Origin of the sequence: Xanthomonas translucens pv. cerealis (assembly GCF_006838285.1) — a bacterium.
GTDB classification, from domain to species: Bacteria; Pseudomonadota; Gammaproteobacteria; order Xanthomonadales; family Xanthomonadaceae; genus Xanthomonas_A; species Xanthomonas_A cerealis.
This window is the reverse complement of sequence record NZ_CP038228.1, coordinates 1,686,679-1,702,137: the sequence shown is the minus strand read 5'-3', so window position 1 is coordinate 1,702,137 and position 15,459 is coordinate 1,686,679. Positions and strand designations below refer to the sequence as shown.

The 15,459-nt window shown below is 67.7% G+C and carries 13 protein-coding genes; 1 reads left to right on the top strand and 12 read right to left on the bottom strand.

Annotated features, from left to right (window positions below; all coding sequences use genetic code 11):
- Positions 1-284: 284 nt before the first annotated feature.
- Positions 285-2,450 (bottom strand): methyl-accepting chemotaxis protein, encoded by a 2,166-nt coding sequence (locus E4A48_RS07575; RefSeq protein ID WP_142742159.1) that lies wholly within the window; start codon positions 2,448-2,450, stop codon positions 285-287.
- Between the two features lie 364 nt (positions 2,451-2,814).
- Positions 2,815-5,070 carry a methyl-accepting chemotaxis protein gene (locus E4A48_RS07570; protein WP_142742158.1) on the bottom strand — a complete coding sequence of 752 codons (2,256 nt, stop codon included), beginning with the start codon at positions 5,068-5,070 and terminating at the stop codon, positions 2,815-2,817.
- Between the two features lie 173 nt (positions 5,071-5,243).
- Here E4A48_RS07570 and E4A48_RS07565 point away from each other — a divergent pair, with 173 nt between their 5' ends.
- Positions 5,244-5,471 (top strand): hypothetical protein, encoded by a 228-nt coding sequence (locus E4A48_RS07565; RefSeq protein ID WP_141696449.1) that lies wholly within the window; start codon positions 5,244-5,246, stop codon positions 5,469-5,471.
- Between the two features lie 195 nt (positions 5,472-5,666).
- Here E4A48_RS07565 and E4A48_RS07560 read toward each other — a convergent pair whose 3' ends face one another.
- The 10 genes from E4A48_RS07560 to cheY all read right to left on the bottom strand — a co-directional run bounded on the left by E4A48_RS07560 (position 5,667) and on the right by cheY (position 15,445).
- Positions 5,667-7,664 carry a chemotaxis protein CheA gene (locus tag E4A48_RS07560; protein ID WP_039005076.1) on the bottom strand — a complete coding sequence of 666 codons (1,998 nt, stop codon included), beginning with the start codon at positions 7,662-7,664 and terminating at the stop codon, positions 5,667-5,669.
- Positions 7,665-7,697: 33 nt separating this feature from the next.
- Complete coding sequence (locus tag E4A48_RS07555) at positions 7,698-8,063, bottom strand: response regulator (RefSeq protein ID WP_003470902.1); 366 nt, start codon at positions 8,061-8,063, stop codon at positions 7,698-7,700.
- Positions 8,060-8,368 (bottom strand): STAS domain-containing protein, encoded by a 309-nt coding sequence (locus E4A48_RS07550; RefSeq protein WP_003475010.1) that lies wholly within the window; start codon positions 8,366-8,368, stop codon positions 8,060-8,062. The genes E4A48_RS07555 and E4A48_RS07550 overlap by 4 nt, the downstream gene beginning before the upstream one ends.
- Before the next feature lie 275 nt (positions 8,369-8,643).
- Positions 8,644-9,897 carry a chemotaxis protein CheW gene (locus E4A48_RS07545; protein ID WP_142742157.1) on the bottom strand — a complete coding sequence of 418 codons (1,254 nt, stop codon included), beginning with the start codon at positions 9,895-9,897 and terminating at the stop codon, positions 8,644-8,646.
- On the bottom strand, positions 9,894-10,676 hold the full coding sequence (locus E4A48_RS07540; RefSeq protein ID WP_039005079.1) for a ParA family protein: 783 nt from the start codon (positions 10,674-10,676) through the stop codon (positions 9,894-9,896). Before E4A48_RS07540 ends, E4A48_RS07545 begins: the two co-directional genes overlap by 4 nt.
- Entirely contained in the window at positions 10,676-11,665 is a 990-nt protein-coding gene (gene motD, locus E4A48_RS07535) for a flagellar motor protein MotD (RefSeq protein ID WP_142742156.1), read from the bottom strand. Before motD ends, E4A48_RS07540 begins: the two co-directional genes overlap by 1 nt.
- A gap of 10 nt (positions 11,666-11,675) precedes the next feature.
- Positions 11,676-12,416, bottom strand: coding sequence for a flagellar motor protein (locus E4A48_RS07530; RefSeq protein ID WP_039005081.1), 741 nt, complete (start codon positions 12,414-12,416; stop codon positions 11,676-11,678).
- Positions 12,417-12,706: 290 nt separating this feature from the next.
- Positions 12,707-14,440, bottom strand: coding sequence for a chemotaxis protein CheA (locus E4A48_RS07525; protein ID WP_039005082.1), 1,734 nt, complete (start codon positions 14,438-14,440; stop codon positions 12,707-12,709).
- A gap of 4 nt (positions 14,441-14,444) precedes the next feature.
- Positions 14,445-15,053, bottom strand: a complete 609-nt coding sequence (locus E4A48_RS07520) for a protein phosphatase CheZ (RefSeq protein WP_039005084.1) — start codon at positions 15,051-15,053, stop codon at positions 14,445-14,447.
- The gene (gene cheY / locus E4A48_RS07515; protein WP_039005085.1) at positions 15,053-15,445 is read right to left on the bottom strand and encodes a chemotaxis response regulator CheY; all 393 of its coding nucleotides are present in this window, start codon (positions 15,443-15,445) and stop codon (positions 15,053-15,055) included. Before cheY ends, E4A48_RS07520 begins: the two co-directional genes overlap by 1 nt.
- Positions 15,446-15,459 lie beyond the last annotated feature (14 nt).

Sequence of the window (15,459 nt, the reverse complement as noted above, 5' to 3'; positions counted from 1 at the left end):
TCGATTGCTGGACCGCAATAGATAGCATTGGTCAATCGTTATTAGCTGTTTTCCTGTGCGATGCCTTTGATTTATTGGATTTAGGACACGCCACGCGGTGCGGTTGTGGTCTTTGCCACGGCAGACAGGTGCGACGTATCACGGCCGGCCACAATTGGCACTGCGTCCCAGAACGAGAATCGGCCGCGGAGATTCCGCGGCCGACGGGGTGTCGCTCTGCGCTGGGTCAGGCAGTGGCGGGATTCCTGGCCGCCGCCATCGCTGTGTGGCCTACGTCATTGCGTCTATGCCTGACGCAACTGCGCCGGTTGTGCCGACAGGCTGCGCACCGCTGCCCGTTTTGTCGGTGCGGCCTTGGCGGCCTCGATCTTGAACACCGCCACCGCTGCGGTGAGCTGGCCGGCCTGTTCTTCCATCGCGCGCGCCGCGGCGGTGGCTTCCTCGACCAGTGCGGCGTTCTGCTGGGTCGCTTCGTCCATCTGGGTGACGGTCTGGTTGACCTGCTCGATGCCGGCGTACTGCTCCTGCGAGGCGGCGGAGATCTCGCCCATGATGTCGGTGACGCGCTGCACCGAGGAGACGATCTCGGTCATGGTCTGGCCAGCCTGGCGCACCAGCGTCGACCCTTCGGCGACACGGGTGGCTGAGTCGTCGATCAGGTTCTTGATCTCCTTGGCCGCACCGGCCGAGCGCTGGGCCAGCGTACGCACTTCGCTGGCGACCACGGCAAAGCCGCGGCCCTGTTCGCCGGCACGCGCCGCTTCCACTGCGGCATTGAGGGCGAGGATATTGGTCTGGAAGGCGATGCCGTCGATCACCGAGATGATGTCGGCGATCTTCTTCGAGGAGGTCTCGATGCCGCTCATCGTGGTGACCACCTGGCTGACCACCTCGCCACCCTGCGAGGCGACCGATGCGGCGCCGACGGCGAGCTGGTTGGCCTGGCGCGCGTGCTCGGCGTTCTGCTTGACCGTGGAGGTCAGTTCTTCCATCGACGCGGCGGTTTCTTCCAGGCTGGCGGCCTGCTGCTCGGTACGCCGCGACAGGTCGTCGTTGCCGGTGGCGATTTCGCTGGCCGCGGCATTGATGCTGACCGCGGCGCTCTGGATGCCGCCGACGATGCCGGTCAACTGGTCGGCGGTGGCGTTGGCGTCGTCGCGCATCTGTGCGAACACGCCCTGGAACTCGCCGTGCATGCGCGCGGTCAGGTCGCCGGCGGCGATTGATCGAAGCAGCGCCGAGAGCTTGCCGAGGTTGCGGTCGCTGACTTCCATCATCGCGTTGAGGCCTTGCACCATCGCCTGGAAATCGTGCTGGAAGTGCTGCGCATCGCCGCGCGCACTGAAGTCGCCGGCGGCGGCCGCGGCCGCCAGGCGCTTGATCTCGGTGTTGATCGCCAGCAGGCTGGTCTTGGCCGCGTCCATCGATTGGTGCAGCACCGCGCGGCTGCCGGGCAGGCGCCGCGCATCGCGGCGCAGGTCGCCGTTGGCGTATTCGTTGAGCACCGCGATCGCATCGACGATCGCGTCCAGGTGCTCGAACATCATGGTGTTGATGCCCTTGCTCAAGTCGCCGTACACGCCGGGGAAATCCAGCGGCATGCGGTGGCTCATGTCCTTGTCGGCGTGCAGTTCGATCATCTGCGCGGTTTCGCTGGAGAAGCGCTGCAGCTGTCCTTGCATGTTCTCCATCGCATTGAGCAGGCGGCCGGGTTCGTCGCGTGCCTGGGTATGCACATCGTTGTCCAGGCGGCCATCGGCAATCGCCTCGGCGGCGCGGGTGGCGCGGTTCAGCGGCTGGGTCAGGCTGCGGGTGATCGCCCAGGCCAGCAGGCTGCTGACGATCAAGACCACCATGCTGCCGCCGATCAGCATGTTGCGGCCGCTGGCCATCGCCTGCGTCGCCTGCGCATAGGCCGTCTGCAATTGCGCGTCCTCAAGGTCCACGTTGTCACGGATCTTCGCGATCCAGGCGAGGGTGGCGGGGCGCGAGCGCTCGCTCAGCGCGGTTTGCGCTTCGGCATTGCGGCCTGAGGTGGCAAGCGCGATCACTTCGTCGTTCATGGTGCGGGCGGTGGCGCGAGCGGCGTCGATCCCGGCTCGAAGCGCCTTGCCTTTCTCGTTGGCGGGGAATGCCTCCAGTTGCTTGCGCAAGTCCGCATAGCGCTGGCGCTGCTGCTTGATCTCGGCCAGCGCCTGCTGGTTGAGTTCCTCGCTGGTGATCATGGACAGGGTGCCCAGCGCGACCAGGATGTTGGTGTTTGCATCGAGCATGCCGTTGCCGATCCGGGCCTTCTCGACGTTGACTTTGACGATGTTGTCGAGCTCTTCGCGCGCACGCGACATGGACAGCAGCCCTGCCGCCACTAGCAGGCAGGAGAGCAGGATCAGCAGGCCGAAAGCGCCACCGAGACGGCGGCCGACGTTGTAGCGTTGCAGGAACGAATTCATGGTGGACCTCTTTGATTACCAAAGGTTGCTGTAACGGTTCGGTGGGCAACGTCCCTGCATAGCGGCATTGCCGAAGAAATGTCTGTAGCGGTGAGACTTGGCGGTAAACAAATGGAGAAAGAATTCGACTGTTTCATTGTGTATCTACGGTTCTGTCCAGCTGTGTTGCAACCGTTGTGCCGTCGCATGAATGCAATAGCGGCACGGATGCTGGGTTGGCGTATGCAACCTTGGTTGTGTAGGGCGACTCCCGACCTTGGGCGAGTGCGTTCCCTACGCGCGGCAGGCTTGCGATGACGCGTCGGCGTTCATGCGACGCTGGTGCCGAGCGTGCAGCCAGGCGAACCGCCCGGCTGGCACTCCATCAGAACGCTTGCCAATCCGTGTTGATCGCAGGGTTGGCGACGGTGCGATTGCCGTGAATCGCGCGAACGGCCGGCGTGCGCATGCCGCTCGCCGGCGCAGGTCGCTTCGGTAGCGCCTTCACCGCGGCCGCTGTCCGGCTCGGTACCGCCGTACCCTGCAGGTGGCCGTCGAGTCTGAATATCGCGACGGCCGCGCTGAGCTGCCCAGCCTGGTCGTCCATCGCGCGCGCCGCGGCGGTGGCTTCTTCCACCAGCGCCGCGTTCTGCTGGGTGGCTTCGTCCATCTGAGTGACGGTTTGGTTGACCTGCTCGATGCCGGCGTACTGCTCCTGCGAGGCGGCGGAGATCTCGCCCATGATGTCGGTGACGCGCTGCACCGAGGACACGATCTCGGTCATGGTCTGGCCGGCCTGGCGCACCAGCGTCGAACCTTCGGCGACGCGGGTGACCGAGTCGTCGATCAGGTGCTTGATCTCCTTGGCGGCGCCGGCCGAGCGTTGGGCGAGGGTGCGCACCTCGCTGGCGACCACGGCGAAACCGCGGCCCTGCTCGCCGGCGCGGGCGGCTTCCACTGCCGCATTCAAGGCCAGGATGTTGGTCTGGAAGGCGATGCCATCGATCACCGAGATGATGTCGGCGATCTTCTTCGAAGAGATCTCGATGCCGCTCATGGTGGTCACCACCTGGCTCACCACCTCGCCGCCCTGCGAGGCGACCGAGGCGGCGCCGACCGCCAACTGGTTGGCCTGGCGCGCATGCTCGGCGTTCTGCTTGACTGTGGAGGTCAGTTCTTCCATCGACGCGGCGGTTTCTTCCAGGCTGGCGGCCTGCTGCTCGGTGCGGCGCGACAGGTCGTCGTTGCCGGTGGCGATTTCGCTGGCGGCGGCGTTGATGCTGACTGCGGCGGTCTGGATGCCGCCGATGATCCCAGTCAGTTGCGCGACCGTGGTGTCGGCGTCATCGCGCATTGTAGCGAACACGCCCTGGAACTCGCCGTGCATGCGTGCGGTCAGGTCGCCGGCGGCGAGGGATCGCAGCAGTTCGGACAACGTGCCCAGGTTGCGGTCGCTGTTCTCCATCATGGCGTTGAGGTCCTGCACCATCAGGCGGAAGTCGTGCTGGAAGTGCGCTGCATCGCCGCGGACGCTGAAGTCGCCGGCGGCGGCTGAGGCGGCCAGACGCTTGATCTCGGTGTTGATCGCCAGCAGGCTGGCCTTGGCCGCGTCCATCGATTCGTGCAGGAACACGCGGCTACCCGGCAGGCGCCGCGCGTCGCGGCGCAGGTCGCCGTTGGCGTATTCGTTGAGCACCGCGATCGCATCGACGATGGCGTCCAGGTGCTCGAACATCATGGTGTTGATGCCCTTGCTCAGGTCGCCGTAGACGCCGGGGAAATCCAGCGGCATGCGATGGCTCATGTCCTTGTCGGCGTGCAGTTCGATCATCAGCGTGGTTTCGCTGGAGAAGCGTTGCAACTGCGCCTGCATGCGTTGCATTGCGTGCAACAGGCGGGCCGGTTCGTCGCGCCCCTGGGTGCCGACGTCGTTGTCCAGGCGGCCGTCGGCGATCGCCTCGGCGGCGCGGGTGGCGCGCTCCAGCGGCTGGGTCAGGCTGCGGGTGATCGCCCAGGCCAGCAGGCTGCTGACCAACAGCACGCCGACGCCTCCGGCGATCAGCGTATTGCGCCCGTTGACCATTGCCTGGGTTGCCGAGGTGTAGGCGAGGGTGGCCTTCCTGCGCTGGCTGGAAACGCAGTCGCGGATCGCTTTTTGCCAGGCGTTCATCGCTGCGCCACCAGGCCCCATCAGCATCGCTTGCGCCTCGGCCTGGTGGCCTGTCATGGCGTTGGCGATGATCGCATCGTTGGAGATGCGGGCGATGTCCCGCTGCTTGGTCACCATTGCGCGGTTCTTCATGCCCTGCGCATCGGTGGTGGTGGCGAACAGCACATCGCGGTTGCTGTTGTAGTGCAGGCGCTGGCTGTCGATGGTCTCTTTGGCCGTGGCCATGTCGTCGGCATCCTTGGCCATGGACAGGTCGCGCAACGCGATCGAGATGCTGCTGTTGGCATCCAGCATCTCGCCCCATAACCGGATCTTTTCCATGTTGACGTTGACGATGCCGTCGAGCTCGCCGCGTGCTTTGGCGATGGTGACGACACCGGCGGCCACCAGCAAGCAGGACAGCAGGATCAAAAGACCGAAGGCCAGCGTCAGCCGACGGCCGACGTTGTAGCGTTGCAGAAATGCATTCATGACGAAATTCCAGTAAGACCAGGGGCAAGGGGAGCGGCTGACGTGAGGGTGACAGTTGCGTTTGCTGCGTCCATGCAGCAATTGGATGACGACCGCAACGCAAGGCCGCATCCCCACGGAGACGGGGCGGCGCCTGTGTGCTCCGTGGCGTGGCGGTCGTTGCGTCGGGAAAGATGAAACTTCAGCTTTCAGCGACGGCGTCAGGACTGCGTTTTCTCCGCGGCAACAACACCGCCGGCATTCCCGGGGCGCATGCGCTGGGCGCATGCGGCCTGCTGCATCGCCGCTGCAGCCTGTGCGTTGCGCGCGCGATGCGGGTAAAGCTGATCGGGCGGGAATGCGTGTTCGGCTGCCTGATCTTCGGGAACTTCACGGTGTGCATCAGGCGCATCCGTGAGTAGGCATCATGCCCTGGACGTGGTCGGCATTGCACCGAACCGAACGCCAACCTCAATTTGGTCTGGACGGACCCGTTTGCGTCACGATGCCGGTGGCCCGTCCAGGATGCCGCTTGTCCCTTAAGCAACGCCTTCGGCCGCGATTTCTTTAGCCGGCGACGCGACCCAGCGTCGCCGTCGGTGCGTATGCCGCTGCGCTCAGGCCGCTTGCGGCACCTTCAGCGAACGCACCAGCCCGCCGATGTCCACGATCAGGGCGACGCGGCCGTCGCCGAGGATGGTGGCGCCGGAGATGCCGCCGATGCGTCGGTAGTTGTTCTCGATGTTCTTGACCACCACCTGCTGCTGGCCGACCAGTTCGTCCACTTCCAGCGCGATCTTCTGGCCGTCGGCCTCGACCACCACCACCAGCGGCTCGGCCTGCTCGGTACGGCCGTAGCCGTAGGAATCACTGAGCGACAGGATCGGTAGGTATTCGCCGCGGACCCGCAGCACGCGGCCTTCGCCGGCCATGCTGCGGATGTCGTCGGGCTGCGGCTGCAGCGCTTCGAGCACGTAGGCCAGCGGCAGGATCAGGGTTTCGCCGGCGACCGACACGGTCATGCCGTCCAGGATCGCCAGGGTCAGCGGCAGCCGGATCAGCACGCGGGTGCCGCGGCCGGAGTTGCTTTCCAGCTGCACCTCACCGCCCAGGCCCTGGATGTTGCGGCGGACCACGTCCATGCCCACGCCACGGCCGGACAGGTCGGTGACGGCGTCGGCAGTGGAGAAGCCGGGGGCGAAGATCAGGTCCCACACCTGCGCGTCGGTCGGGTTGTCCGGTACGCTCAGGCCGCGCTCGGTGGCCTTGGCCAGGATGCGCTCGCGGTTGAGGCCGGCGCCGTCGTCGCTGACTTCGATGACGATGTGCCCGCCCTGGTGCGAGGCGGCCAGGGTGATGGTGCCGGTCTCGTCCTTGCCGGCGGCGCGGCGCGCTTCGGGCATTTCCAGGCCGTGGTCGATCGAATTGCGCACCAGGTGCACCAGCGGATCGGCGATCTTCTCGATCAGGCCCTTGTCCAGTTCGGTGCCTTCGCCGATGGTGCGCAGCCGCACCTGCTTGCCGAGGCGGCTGGACAGGTCGCGGACCAGGCGCGGGAAGCGGCGGAACACTGCGTCCACCGGCAGCATGCGCACGCCGATCACCGCTTCCTGCAGGTCGCGGGTGTTGCGTTCGAGCAGGTCCAGGCCGGCGAACAGGCGTTCGGCGTGGGCCGGGTCGAGGTCGCCGGAGACCTGCTTGAGCATGGCCTGGGTGATGACCAGTTCGCCGACCAGGTTGATCAGCGCATCGACCTTGTCGACGCTGACCCGGATCGAGCTTTCCGCTTCGTGCGCGGCGGCGGCGTTGCCGGCCGGCGCATTGGCGGCGACAGCGGCGGCCGGCGCGGCGGTGGCGCTGGCCGGCGGCTGCGCCAGGGTCGGGGCGGGCGCGTTGGCCAGGCTCGGCGGCGGCACCGCGCGGATGTCCAGTTCGCAATCGTCGATCACCCAGGCGAAAGTGTCTTCGATCGCGCTGCGCGGGATCTTGCCGACCAGGCCCAGGTCCCAGGCCAGATAGGCCTCGAGCGGGTCGAGGTCGCTGAAGCCGGGCAGGCGCGCGGTGCGGCAGGCGACCTGCAGCGGGCCGAGGTGTTCCAGCTCGCGGATGATGCGCAGCGGGTCGTTGCCGCTCATGAACAGCGACGGCGCCGGGGTGAAGCCGATCTGCCAGGCTTCCGGCTCGGCCGCCTGGTTGGCGGCCGGGGTCGCCACGGGCGCGGCGGCGTTGCCGTTGAGGGCCTGCTGCAGGCGGTCGTGCACGGCCTTGACCGCGACCGGATCGGCCGGGGTGCCGTGCTCGGCTTCGCGCAGCAATGCGCGAAGCACGTCCACCGAGCCCAGGATCGCGTCGATCGCGTGCGCTTCCACCTCGCGCTTGCCCGAGCGCAGCTCGTCGAGCAGCGTCTCCAGCACGTGGGTCAGGCCGGCCATCGCCTCAAAGCCGAAGGTAGCGGCGCCGCCCTTGATCGAGTGCGCGGCGCGGAACACCGAGTTGATCGTTTCGGGGTCGCGGTTGCCTTCTTCCAGCGACAGCAATCCGGCTTCCATCGCGTCCAGCCCTTCGCGGCTTTCCTCGAAGAAGGTGGCGTGGAAACGTTGCAGGTCCATGCTCATGGGCGGGGAATCCGGAAAAGGGTGGAGAGGGAATCAGCCCAGGACTTTCTGGACGGTGGCGATCAGCTGTTCCGGGTTGAAAGGCTTGACCAGCCAGCCGGTGGCGCCGGCGGCCTTGCCTTCGGACTTTTTGTCCGCCGCCGACTCGGTGGTCAGCATCAGCATCGGCGTGAACTTGTAGTCCGGCAGCTGGCGCAGCGCACGGATCAGCGAGATGCCGTCCATGTTCGGCATGTTGACGTCGGTGACCACCGCGTTGAAGCGCTGGCCCTGGGCGCGGCCGAGGGCGACCTGGCCGTCTTCGGCTTCCTCCACCGCGAACCCGGCCGAAGTGAGGGCAAAGGAGACCATCTGGCGCATCGACGCCGAATCGTCCACCACCAAGATACGTGCGCTCATGCCGCGTTCTCCACAGATTTCAGGTTGTCAGGGGTTGCAGGAAGGCCTAGCGATGCGCTGACCCCTAGCAGGCGTGCCGCGTCGCGGAACGTGTCGTTGCAGGCCGCGAACACAGTGCTTTTGCCATCCTGCCGACGGGCATCGACGAATGCGCACAGCACCTGCACGGATGCGGTATGGATGCGGCGGACCTCGCCGGCGTCCAACTGCAGCTCGTCGGCCGACGCCAGGAACGGGGTCAGCCGTTGTTTCAGGTCGGCGCTGGTCTCGATGCCGAGATCTTCGCCAAGGGTGACTGTGCTCATCATTGCTCCGCACGGAATTGTTCTAGGGCAGATAACGGCCAATACGCGGGAAGCTTTAGCGGCGCATCGGGAAAGTGCGGCAGAGTTGGCAGTTGCCGCCTGGCGATGCCGTGGGACATCGCCGCTGGCACGACGCCGGGCCGCCCTAAAGTAGTGCCGCGACGGGCGCGCTGGAGACGGCTGGATGACGCACTCGCTTACCGCAGCGAGCCTGCGGTCCATGGTGCTGCTCACCCGCAAGCGTCCATGCGCGGCCGGACCATGCCCGTGTGGTCTCAGTGCAGCAGTTGCTCGGCGTCGAGCAGGATCATCGGCTGCTGTGCCAGTCGCGCCACGCCGCGGAACAGGTGGTTGGAGATGCGGCAGATGCGGGCGTTGTCCGGCGGCTCGATCTGCTGGTCGGTGAGGCTGGCCACGTCCTCGACCGCGGACACGCGCAGGCCCAGGGTCTCGCCGTTCTCTTCCAGCACCACCACCCGGGTCAGCATGTCCATCTCGATCGGCGCGGCGCCCAGGTGGATGCCCAGGTCGATCACCGGCACCACCTGGCCACGCAGATTCATGATGCCCAACATCGCCGGCGGGGTGCCGCGCAAGGCCAGCAACGGCACCGGCAGCACCACTTCCTGCACCTTCAGCAGTTCCAGCGCATAGGCTTGTTCGCCGCAGCGCAGGCGCAGCCAGCGGGTGCTGCGCTCCGGCGCGCGGCGCTGGTGCGGGGAAGCTTCGTGCGGCACGCTCGGTGCCATGAACGCCTGCAGGTTGGGCGGCAGGCGCGGGCCTGCCGCTTGCGCGCGCTCTGCTTCGACGCGGCGTTCCGGCGGCACCGCCATTGGCGGGCGCTTGGTCGCGCGCGCAGCGGCGGCATCGTCTTCGGCGGCCAGGTCGCGCGGCGGCGCGGCGGCACGTTGCATCTCCATCGCCGCGACCACCTCGAGATCGGCGTCGCGCTCGGCGGCCGACGGTGCCTGCTGCGACATGATCCCGGCCAGGGCCGGATCGGCGTCGGCTTCGGCCAGGACCGCGGCGGCGAGTTCTTCCGGGGTGGGGCCGGCCGGCTTGGGCGCCAGGGCCTGCTGCGACATGATCCCGGCCAGGGCCGGATCGGCGTCGGCTTCGGCCAGGACCGCGGCGGCGAGTTCTTCCGGGGTGGGGCCGGCCGGCTTGGGCGCCAGGGCCTGCTGCGACATGATCCCGGCCAGGGCTGGGTCGGCATCGGCTTCGGCCAGGACCGCGGCGGCGAGTTCTTCCGGGGTGGGGCCGGCCTGCTTGGGCGCCAGGGCCTGCTGCGACATGATGCCGGCCAGGGCTGGGTCGGCATCGGCTTCGGCCAGGACCGCGGCGGCGAGTTCCTCCGGGGTGGGGCCGGCCGGGGCGGGCGCTGCGACGGTGTGCAGCGGCTCCTGCGCTGGCGCCGGCGCGGCGCTGGCCGCGGCGAGCGTGGCCTGGCGTGTGGCGTCGCGCTCATCGGCGATCACGTCGTGCAGCAGGCCTTCCAGATAGTCGTCGATGACCCCGGGCGTGTTCATGCGGCCTGCTCCATCGGCGTAGTGTCGCTGGCGACCAGCCATTCCAGCGCGCGCCGGTAGGCGGCCAGGCCGCGGCCAGGGTAGTCGCCGGGGACGCCGGCCACCGTCAACGCCTTGACGTTGCAGATCTTGGTGTCCACCGGGATCGCGTCTTCCCAGACCCGCTCGCCGTAGCTGTCCTGCATCTGCCGCAAGGTGTCGTTGCCGGCGCGGGTGCGCTTGTCGAACAGGGTCGGCAGGATCGAGGCGGGCAGCGGACGGCGGCGCGAGCGCTCGACCATGTCCACGGTGCGGACCATGCTGGCCAGGCCGTGCAGCGCCAGCGGTTCGGCCTGGGTCGGAATGATCACCCGGTCGGCCGCAGCCAGCGCGTTGATCATCAGCAGGCCCAGGGTCGGCGGGCAGTCGAGCAGGATGTAATCGTGCTGGCCGGCGTGCCGCGCCATCGCCTGCTGCAGGGCCAGGCCCAGCCCAGGCTGGTTGGCGCTGCGCCGCTCCAGCGTGGCCAGCGCGGTCTGTCCGCAGACATAGCTCAGGCGCTCGATGGCGCTGTGGCGGGCCAGCGCGGCCAGGTCGCTCGGCGGCGTCGCGAACAGCTCCAGCACGCCGCTCGGCGGCGGGTCCTGCGGCACGTCGAAGGCGCGGGTCAGCGAGGCGTGCGGATCGAGATCCAGCATCAGCACGCGGTGGCCGAGCATGGCCAGGCCACGGCCCAGCGCCAGCGTGCTCGTGGTCTTGCCCACGCCACCCTTCTGGTTGGCAATCGCCCAGATGCGCATCAGTTCACTCCTTCAATGGCGGCAGGTACCGCGCGGGGCTGGCCGGTATTGCCGGCAGCCACTGCGGCGGCATGTAGCGAGGTTGTCGGCACGGTGCCGGCGGTATTGGTCAATCGGTCTTGCGGCGACGGGGTGCCGGCCGCGGCGCCGGGCGCCGGGTCGCTGCCGCTATCGGGACCGCCGGCGTCGGCCAGGATCACCAGCACCACGCGGCGGTTGGCGTTGCGGCCGGCCTGGCTGTCGTTGTCGGCACGCGGGCGGAACTCGCCGTAGCCGATCATCGACAGCCGCGACGGCTGCAGGCCCTGGTCGGCGAACAAATGCACCACGCTGGCCGCGCGCGCCGCCGACAGTTCCCAGTTCGACGGGAACTGCACGGTGGCGATCGGGCTGTTATCGGTATAGCCCTCCACGCGCACGCCGTTGGGCACCGGCACCAGCACCTGCGCCAGCTGCGCCAGGGTAGCGCGGGCGCTCTGGTCCAGCGAGGCGGAGCCGGAGCCGAACAGGATGTCGCTGTTGATTTCCACTTCGATCCAGAGTCCGGCATGGCGCACGGTGATCAGCTTCTTCTGGATCAGCGGCGCCAGCGCGGCGCCGAGCCGGTCGGCGATGCCGTCGAGCTGGCGCTGCGCGCGGCGCAGCTGGTCCTCGTCGCGCAGCGCGCTGGGCGAGCGCAGCGGCGAGGCCGAGGGCAGCCGGTTCGGGTCGGGCAGAGACAGCGCCGGGCTGGACTTGATCGGGGTCGGGCGTGCGCCGCCCTGACCCTGCATCAGGTGCTCGCCGACCTGCACCGGGCTCATCGTCCGCGGCGCGCCGCCGAAGGCGGTGCTCATCGCGTCGGCCATGACCCGGTACTTGGCTTCATTGACCGTGGACAGCGCGTACATCACCACGAAGAAGGCGAGCAACAACGTCATCAGATCGGCATAGGGGATGGCCCATGCCTCATGGTTGACGTGATCTTCGTGCTGACGCTTGCGGGCCATAGTCGTGGGGTCAATGCAAGAAGCCGGCCAGCTTCGATTCGATGTTGCGGGGGTTCTCGCCCTGGGCGATGGCGATGAGCCCTTCGATGATCATTTCGCGCTCGCCGCTGCTGTGCTTGATCACGCTCTTGAGCTTGCTGGCCATCGGCAGGAACAGCAGGTTGGCCGAGGCGATGCCGTAGATGGTGGCGGTGAACGCGGCGGCGATGCCGTGGCCGAGCTTGCTCGGGTCGGCGAGGTTCTTCATCACCGCGATCAGGCCCAGCACCGCGCCGATGATGCCCAGCGTCGGTGCATAGATGCCCATGCCTTCGAACACCTTGGCCGCGGCCAGGTCGCAGTGTTCCTGGCCGTCGAGGTCGATCTCCAGCATGTGCCGGATCGATTCCGGCTCCACCCCGTCGACCAGCATCTGCAGGCCCTTGCGCACGAATGGGTCCTGCTGCTGCTGCACCTGGTTCTCCAGGCCGAGCAGGCCCTGGCGACGGGCGATGTTGCTCCACTCCACGATCTGCTGCAGCAGCGCCTGGCGATCGCTGGACGGCGGATGCAGGATCCACTTGGCGATCTGGAACGCGCGCTTGAACACCGCCGGCGGGGTGTGCACCAGGATCGCGGCGACGGTGCCGACGATCACGATCACGAACGCGGCCGGCGACCACAGCGCCGAGACGCCGGCGCCCTTGAGGATGCTGCCGCCTACCAGCGAGGCGATCGCCAACAGCAAGCCAATGAGACTGAGTTTGTCCATGCAGAAACTATCGGCAGTTAGGGGAGGGACTTGATGGTGGGGCTGTTTTTCGGGACCGGGGACCCGGGACCCGGGAATGATCGCGAGTGCGCTGCATTCCGGCTTGCTGCAGGAGGGGCTTCAGCCCCGATGCGTTACGAGTAAAGCGTCGGGGCTGGAGCCCCTCCTACAGAAAAAGCACTGCGCTTGAATGGCAGGATGGCCGTTTCTTTTTCAGAAAAACGGCATTTCTTCGTCAAATCGCTTGACAGCGATTTTCGCTCGGACACCATCTTCCGGTCCCCGGACCCTCAGCTCTTCAACCCATCCACATCCAGGATCAACGCCAGCCGGCCATCGCCGATCAGGGTCGCGCCGGCGTAGCCGGGCAGGCCGCGCAGTGCGCGCGGCAGCGGTTTGATCACCACTTCCTCGCGGCCGCGGACCTGGTCCACGACCAGTCCCATGCGCGATTCGCCGGCTTGCAGCACCACCACGGTCAGCAACGGCAGTTCCGGCGCTTCGATGTTCAACCACTTGCGCAGATCCACCAGCGGCAACGTGTGCGATTGCCGGTCGAGCACGGCGCGGCCGTCGAACCAGCCCAGCGCGCGGCGCGGCGCGTGCAGCACTTCCACCACACGCGCCAGCGGCAGCGCATAGACGGTGTCGCCGGCCTGCACCAGCAGGGTCGGCAGGATCGCCAGGGTCAGCGGCACGCGGATCAGGAAGCGGCTGCCGCGGCCCAGTTCGGACTGGATCTGGATCTGTCCGCTGAGTTCGCGGATGCGCGACTGCACCACGTCCATGCCGACGCCGCGGCCGGAGATGTCGGTGACTTCGGCCTTGGTCGAGAAACCTGGCAGGAACACCAGGTGCAGGCACTCCTCGGTGGTCAGGCGCGCGGCGGCTTCCGGATCGATCAGACCCTTCTCGCGGGCCTTCTGCCGCAGGCGTTCGGGGTCGATGCCGGCGCCATCGTCCTGTACCTCGATGCTGACGTAATCGCCTTCCTGCTGCGCCGACAGGCGCACGTGGCCGCCGCGCGGCTTGCCGGTGGCTTCGCGCAGCGCAGGCGTCTCGATGCCGTGGTCGATCGCGTTGCGCACCAGGTGCACCAGCGGATCGGCCAGCGCCTCGACCAGGTTGCGGTCCAGTTCGGTGTCGGCGCCGATCAGTTCCAGGTCCACTTCCTTGTTCAGGGAGCGGGCGACGTCGCGCGCGACCTTGGGAAAGCGCGAGAACACCTTGCCGACCGGCTGCATGCGGGTGCGCATCACTGCCGATTGCAGGCGCGAGGTGGCAATGTCCAGGCTGCTGACCGCGCGGTCCAGTTCTTCGTCGCGCAGGCGCACGCGCAGGGTCTTGAGCCGGTTGCGCGACAGCACCAGTTCGCCGATCAGGTTGACGATCGCGTCCAGACGCTTGGTGTCCACGCGCACGGTGTGTTCGGGTTCGGCGGCCTTGCCGGGCGCAGCGGCGGGCTTGGCGCTGGGCGCCGGCCGCGGCGCGGCGGCCGGCACCGGCAGCGCGGCGGGCGCGGCGCCGCCGTGCAACTGGTCGAGCAACGCTTCGAATTCGTCGTCGTCGATCATGTCGCCGTTGCCGCCTGCGGCGGGCGGCGGCGCGGCGACGGCGGCCTTGGCGCTGGGCGCGGCGGTCTCTTCCCCGCTGGTGGCGAACTGCGCGATCAGCTGTTGCGGCGCGCGCGGCGGTTCGCTGCCGCTGCCGAACGCGTCGAGCATCGACTGCAGGTAGTCCAGCGACTGCTGCGCGGCGTCGAAGTGCCGCGCCTGCAGGGTGGCCTGGCCGGCGCGGGCCTGGCCCAGGGTGTCCTCGGCGGCGTGGCACAGCTCGACCATGGCGTTGATCGCCAGGAATCCGGCGCCGCCCTTGAGCGTGTGGAAACCGCGGAATACCGCGTTGAGCTGATCGCTGTCCTCGGGCGCCTGCTCCAGCGACACCAATTGCTCGCCGAGCCGGTCCAGGATTTCCTGGGCCTCGATGATGAAGTCGGCAGCAATGTCGTCGGGTACGGCGCTCATGGCGTTACAGCCCCAATCCGGACAATAGATCGTCGGCGTCGTCCTGCGACACGCCGTGGCGGTCCAGGCCGGCCAGCGCCGGGCCGGCCAAGCTGCCGTCGGGTTTCTTGTCGTCCTTCGGCGGCAGGCCGAGCGCGCCGAAGCCCTCGTGCACGCGGCGCACGATGGTCGCCACGCGGCGGATGATCTGCCCGGTCAGGTCCTGGAAGCTCTGCGCCAGGGCCATCTCGGTGAGGTTATGGCGGATCTTGTCGAGGATCTCGCCCTGGTCGCCGGTCAGGCCGCCGGCGCGCAGCTGCTCGGCCAGCGCGCGGCATTCCTCGGCCAGGTCCAGGGTGCGGTGGCTGGCCTGTTCGGTCATGGCCACCACGTGGTCCAGGCGCGAGCAGGCATCGTCCAGCTCCCCGGCTTCGGAGGGGATGGTGGGCAGCTCGCCGAGCGCCTGGCCCAGGTCGCGCGCCAGCCGGCTCAGGCCCTGCATCATCGGCCGCGTGCGCCAGGCGGCTAGGGTGTCGATTTCCTTGCGCCAGGCGGCTTCGTCGCCACGCTCCAGTGCGTCCAGCGCACCTTGCAGGCGTTCGATCATGGCGCTGCGTTCGGCGGTGGCTTGCATCAGACGGTCGCTCCCAGGCGTTCGAAGATCTTGCCCAGCTTCTCCTGCAGCGTCTGCGCGGTGAACGGCTTGATGATGTAGCCGTTCACGCCGCACTGCGCCGCCTCGATGATCTGCTCGCGCTTGGCCTCGGCGGTTACCATCAGCACCGGCAGGTGCTTGAGCTTGTCGTCGGCGCGAATGTTGCGCAGCAGGTCGATGCCGGTCATGCCGGGCATGTTCCAGTCGGTGACCACGAACTCGAACGGTGCCGAGCGCAGTGCCGCCAGCGCACTGTTGCCGTCTTCGGCCTCTGCAGTGTTGGTGAAGCCCAGATCGCCGAGCAGATTCTTGACGATGCGCCGCATCGTCGAGAAATCGTCCACGATCAAAATCCGCATGTTCTTGTTCACCGCTAACTCCCTTG